Source organism: Streptomyces oryzae (genome assembly GCF_017676365.1).
Lineage (GTDB): Bacteria > Actinomycetota > Actinomycetes > Streptomycetales > Streptomycetaceae > Streptomyces > Streptomyces oryzae.
The window spans coordinates 23,367-29,616 of sequence record NZ_JADKMA010000085.1 but is presented as its reverse complement, the minus strand read 5'-3'; the positions used below and the strand labels follow the sequence as shown (position 1 = coordinate 29,616).

Here is a 6,250-nt window from a genome sequence, read left to right as displayed (position 1 = left end):
GGGCCCTACGCCCTCGTCCTCGAGACCGCGCGCTTCGCCGACCGGCACGGCTTCCACGCGGTGTGGCTGCCCGAGCGCCATTTCCACACCTTCGGCGGCGTCTTCCCCAACCCGTCCGTGCTCGCCGCCGCGCTGAGCCGGGAGACCAGCAGGATCCGGCTGAACGCGGGCTCGGTCGTCCTGCCGCTGCACGATCCGCTGCGGGTGGCCGAGGAGTGGTCGGTGGTGGACAACCTCTCCGGCGGCCGGGTCGGTCTCGGCTGCGCGAGCGGCTGGCACGCCCAGGACTTCGTACTGGCGCCCGACCGGTTCGCCGGCCGCCGCGACGTCACCTTCGAGCACCTGGCGGAGCTCAAGCGCCTGTGGCAGGGCGGCACCGTGCAGCGCCGTACCGGCGAAGGCGCACCGGCACAGGTGCGGATCCAGCCGCGCCCGGTGCAGCAGCTGCCGCCGCTGTCCCTGGCCACCACGGGCCGCCGCGAGAGCTACGAGCAGGCCGCCCGGCACGGCCTGGGCGTCCTCACCAACCTGATGCACCAGGACATCGGCCAACTCGCCGAGAACATCCGGCACTACCGCACCGCACGCGCCGCCTGCGGGCTCGACCCGGACGCGGGCCGGGTCACCGTACTCCTGCACACCTACCTCGCGGCCGAGCACGCCACGGCGCGGGCCGAGGCGCTGGAGCCGATGTGCCGCTATCTGCGCTCGTCGCTGACCATGCGCGCGGCGGCCACCGCTGCGGGCCACCGGCAGCAGGACGTGGCGCACGCCGACGAGAAGGACCTCGATCTGCTCTTCCGCCGGGCCTATGACCGCTACTGCGACGGGCGGGCGCTGATCGGCTCCCCACAGAGCGTCGCACCGATGATCGACGAGCTGCGCAGGGCCGGGGTGGATGAGATCGCCTCGCTGGTGGACTTCGGTATGCCCGCCGACCGGATGCGGGACGGGCTGGAGGTCCTCGGCACGCTCCGGGCCCGCTACCACGACGGCTCCGGTACCGCCGTGAGCGACCCCGTTGTCAGCGGTCCCGTCGTCAGCGGTCCCGCCACGCCGGAACAGCGGCGGCTGTGGGTGGCGTCCCAACTGGCGCCGCCCGGCACCTACAACGAGCTCCAGGCCGTTCGGCTGCGCGGCCCGCTGGACGAACGCGCGCTGCGCACCGCACTGGACGGCCTGGTCGCACGGCACCCCGCGCTGCGCACCGTCTTCGAGGACGGCAGCACAGGCACCCTGCGTCAGAAAGTACTCCCCGCCCGCCCGGCAGCCCTCCGGATCACAGACGTCTCCGGCACGGACGCCGGAGACGCCGAGAACACCGAGAACGCCGAGGACCCCGAAGCTGCGATCCGCCGGGTGCTGCGCGAGGAGAGCGACCGGCCCCACGACACCGCGCGCGGCCCCCTGTTCACGCCGAGGCTGCTGCGGCTGGACGCGAAGGACCACGTCCTCGTACTGGCGATGCACCACCTGGTCACCGACGGGCACTCGGCCGGGTTGCTCAGCGCTGACCTCCAGGAGCTGTACCGGGCCGCGCACGAGGAGCGCGCGCCCCGCTTCCCCCGCACGGCCGGTTCGCCGCTGGAGCTCGCAGAACCGGCGAGCACCCCGCAGGACGCGGAGTGGTGGCGTACGCACCTGGGCGAGGACCCGCGTGCGCCGCAAGTCCCCACCGACCGCCCGCGCAGTGGGACGGTGGGCCGGGGCGACGCGGTGAGCGTCCACCTGGACGCGGACAAGCTGGCGGGGCTCCGGGAGTGGAGCGGGCAGCAGGGCGTCACCCTGTTCGCGACGCTGCTGACGGGCTGGCGGATCGTGCTGCGCGGCCTGTGCGGGCAGGACGACTTCGTCGTCGGCTCCACGTTCGGGCGGCGCCACGCGGCGAACCAGGACACCGTGGGGTTCCATGCCGCGCTGCTGCCGCTGCGCGCCCGGCTGACGGACGGCCAGCGCCCCGCCGACGCCGTACGCGCCACCAGGGACACTCTGCTGGCCGCAGCCCGGCACCAGTTCGCCGACCTGGACGAACTGCCCGCCGCCCGAGCGGCAGGACCCGCCGCGGCCCGCCCCCTGGCCACCGTCTCCGCCGACCTGGACACCGAGCACCTGGCGGGCGTCGACCTGCCAGGGCTGCACGCCGAGCCGCTGCCCGAGGGCACGCTGTCCGCACCGCTGGAGCTGGCCCTGATGGCCGTACGGACCCGTACCGGGCTGCGGCTGCGGGTGCGCTACGACGCGGACCTGTACGAGACCGGCACCGTACGGCGGATGCTGCGCCGGCTGTGCGCGGTCCTCGACGCGCTGCAGGGGCCGGCCGAGCACCTCGCCGACCTGCCCGTCGCTGCGCCCGAGGACGAGACGGAGGAGGACGGCTGGTGCGACGGCGGTCCGCCCCTGCCGCACGAGCCGACGCTGACCTCGCTGCGCCCGCCCGCGAGCGACGCGCCGCTGGTGTACGACGCGCCGCCCGTGCGTGATGACGACGGCCACGACGCCGCCCTTGACGCCTCCGGCCGGGCCTGGAGCGGAAACCGGATCGCCGCCACGGCCGCGGCGCTCACCACCCGGCTGCGCCGCACGGGGGTCGGCCGTGGTGCCACGGTGGCGCTCGCCCTGCCACGCGGCCCGGAATTCGCGGCGGCCGTGCTCGGCGTGCTGGACACCGGTGCCTGCTGCCTTCCGCTCGACCTCGCCCAGCCGGCGGCACGGCTGACGGCCGTCCTCGACGACGCCGGCCCGGCCGCCGTCGTCGTACGCGACGACGACCAGCTCCACCCGGCAGTACGCACCCACCCGCACCGGCTGCGGCTGCGGGCGCCCGCCGACGAGCGCGAGGGGCACGGGACACGCGGCCAGGAGCGCCCCGATGTGGCAGGCTCCGACCCCGCGTTCCTGCTGTACACCTCCGGCTCCACCGGCCGCCCCAAGGGAGTCGTCCTGGAGCACCGGAACCTGGCGACGACGCTGGCCACCTACCGCGACCGGCTCGGCATCGGCCCTGAGGACCGGCTGTCCTGGTACAGCGGAACCGGCTTCGACGCCACAGCGCTGGAGCTCTGGCCCGCGCTGGCGACGGGTGCACAGCTGCACGTCGTACCGGAGCAACTCCGGCTCGACCCGGCGGAGCTGACCCGGTGGCTGGTGGAGCAGCGCATCACCGTGGCCTTCCTGCCCACCCCGATTGCCGAGGAGTTGCTCGCGCGGGACTGGCCCGCGCACACCGCGCTGCGCGCCCTGGTGACCGGCGGCGAGCAACTGCGCCGCCGACCGCGCTCCGGCCTGCCGTTCTCCCTCGTCAACATCTACGGCCCCACCGAGGCCGCTGTCTTCTGCTCGCTGGGCGAGGTCACGCCCGAGGGCCGGGCCCGCTTCGGGCTGCCCTCGCTCGGCCGCCCGACCCCGGGCACGCGGCTGGAACTGCGCGATGCGGCCGGCCGCCCGGTGCCGGTCGGCGCCGTCGGCGAACTGCACATCGGCGGCCCGCAGGTGGCGCGCGGGTATCTGCGGGAAGCCCCGGCGACCGAGGACCGCTTCCACACCGATCCGAGCGGCCGCCGCTGGTACCGCACCGGCGACCTGGCCCGCCGCCGCCCCGACGGGCGGCTGCACTATGTGGGGCGGGTGGACGACCAGGCGCAGATCAACGGCGTCCGCGTCGAACCGGCCGAGGTGGAGGCGGCCGTCCGCACCCTGGACGGCGTACGGGACGCCAGAGTCGTCCCCGGACAGGCACCCGGCACGGATGACGCCGGCAGACAGCTGCTGCACTGCCATGTGGTGCCCGAGGCGGCAGCTGGGACCGGCCCCGAGTCCGTCCGCGTCTGGCGCCGCGCCCTCGGCGAGCTGCTGCCGGGCCCGATGATCCCCGAACGCTGGACGGTCGTGGACCGGCTGCCGGTCACCCCGAACGGCAAGTGGGACCGCGGCAGTACGAGAAGGACGGCGGAGGCGCCGCGGGGGACGCCGTCCGCGAAGGGCACCGGCCACCACCCGGCCCCCCACGACGGCCACCCGGACCGCCGGGACCGCCCGGACCGCCCGGACCGCCCGGAAACCGTCGCCGCGCTCCGCGTCTGCTGGCAGCAGGTGCTGGGACTCGACGGCGACGCCGCGCAGTCGTTCTCGGACGACGACAGCTTCTTCGACGTGGGCGGCCACTCCATCAGCGCCATTCGCCTGCTGAACCGCGTACGGGAGCAGTTCGGCACCGCCTGCACCATGGCCGAGTTCTTCGCGGAGCCGACCGTGGCCGCGCTGGCCGGCCGGCTCGTCGCCCGCGGCGCGCGGCACCGGGCACCCGTCACCATGGAACAGGCGTCCGTGCTGCGGGCTCATCGGACGGCGGCGCGCCCGGAGGTGTGGAACGTACCGACGCGGCTGACGATGACCGGCCCGCTGGACGCCGGCGCGCTGGAGCAGGCCGTCGGCCGGCTGCTGGCCCGGCACCACGCCCTGCGCTGCCGGTTCGTCAGGGATGACGAGGGGCGCTGGTGGCAGGAGGTGCACGACGTGCCCGAGGGAAGCCCCCTGCCCGTCCGCGATCTGAGCGGCCTCCCGGAGCCGGAACGGGAGGCAGGGGCCGAGGAGTTGTGCCGCCGACTGGCCGCGACGCCCTTCGACCCGACGCGCTCGGTGCAGCCGGTGACGCGGCTGATCCGGCTGGGGGCCGACCGCTGGATGCTGATGCTGGTGCTGCACCACAGCAGCGTCGACGCGTGGTCTCTGTCGCAGTTGCTGGACGAGCTGGCCACGCTGTACGCGGCTGCCGTACGCGGGGAGCCGGACGGCCTGCCGGCGCCCGGCGCCCAGTCAACCGACTACGGCAACTTCCAGCACCGGCTCCGCGACCCGGAGGAGGAAGCCCGCAGGAGGGACAGCTGGAGCCGCTATCTGTCCGGCGCACCCTTCCGGCTCGGACTGCCCGCCGACCGGCCGCGCCCGGCCCTGCCCAGCGGCCACGGCGGCACCGCCCGCCTGCGGATACCGGGGCACACCCGCGCGGCCGCCGAACGCCTGGGCCGCTCCCTGAGCACCACCGCCTTCCCGGTGGCGACGGCCGCACTGGCGGTGCTGCTGGCCCGGCTGTCCGGCGAGCGGGACATCCTGCTCAACATCCCCTACGCACACCGCGAGCGCGCCGAGCACGAGTCGATGGTCACCTGTACCGCGATGGCGACCTCCGTACGGATCCGGCTCGACGCGGCGGCCACGTTCGAGGACCTGGTGCGGCACAGCAACAGCACCACCCACGAGGCCATCGGCATGCTGCGGCCGATGTTCGAGGTGCTGGACCACATCCGCGCCTCGGGCGTCCCTGACGTGCCCGAACGCCTCCCGATCGGCTTCGCCTTCAACAACTCCCTGGACACCGGCGTCTCGCTGCCCGGCCTCGAGGTCCACGTGGACGACGTGGCCGCGCCTGCCGCCCGCTGCGACCTCACCTTCGGCCTCGCCCCGGCCCCGGCCGGCCCGGACGAGGACCCCGGTGCCCCCGGCTACTGGGCCTTCCTCGAATACGCCACCGACCAGTGGAACCCCGACACCGCCCAGTCCCTTCTGACCTCCTACGCCGACGTCCTCCAGGAAACCTGCGCCCATCCCACGAGCACCCTGGGCTCCCTTCTCGGGGGCGGCCTCAGTGCTTGACGACGGTGCGCAGCGCGAGGTTGAGCTCCAGCACATTGACGCGGGACTCGCCGAGGAACCCGAGGTCACGTCCTTCGGTGTGCTGGTCCACCAGTTTCCGCACCTGGGCCCGGCTCAGGTGGTTCTCGCGGGCCACCCGGGCGGTCTGGATCCTGGCGTACGCCGGTGAGATGTCCGGGTCGACGGCGGAGGCCGAGCCGGTGACGGCGTCCGCGGGCACCTTGGAGACGGGAACGTCGTTGAACGCGGCGACCTGTTCCTTCGCTTCCCGCACGGCCTTCTCCAGCTTCCTGTCGGAGGCCCCCAGCTGGCTGGAGCCGGTGGAGAGCGGGTCGTAGCTGCTGTGGGAGGGGCGTGGCTGGAACCACTTCGGGTCGGGCCGCTCGGTCCCCGGGACGTCCCAGCTCTGGCCGATGAGCTTCGAGCCGACGTCGCGGCCGTCCGCTTTGACGGCCGAGCCGTTGGCCTTGTGGTGGAAGGCGGCCTGCGCGATGCCGGTGACGGCCAGCGGGTAGAGGATGCCGGTGACCACCGTGAGCACCAGCAGGGCCCGCAGGGCGCCCCACAGCAGCCGGGTGGTGTTGCGTACGGAGGTGTTCAT

At 74.4% G+C, this 6,250-nt stretch carries 2 protein-coding genes; one reads left to right on the top strand and one right to left on the bottom strand.

Translation table 11 applies throughout. The annotated features are described in order from the left end of the window. The coding region (locus ITI46_RS17945; protein WP_209240644.1) for a non-ribosomal peptide synthetase at nucleotides 1-5,649 on the top strand (5,649 nt) is incomplete at its 5' end. On the opposite strand, the gene kdpC is transcribed toward ITI46_RS17945, so the two are convergent. After that, complete coding sequence (gene kdpC, locus ITI46_RS17940) at nucleotides 5,639-6,250, bottom strand: potassium-transporting ATPase subunit KdpC (RefSeq protein WP_209240642.1); 612 nt, start codon at nucleotides 6,248-6,250, stop codon at nucleotides 5,639-5,641. The two genes, ITI46_RS17945 and kdpC, sit on opposite strands and share 11 nt — an antisense overlap.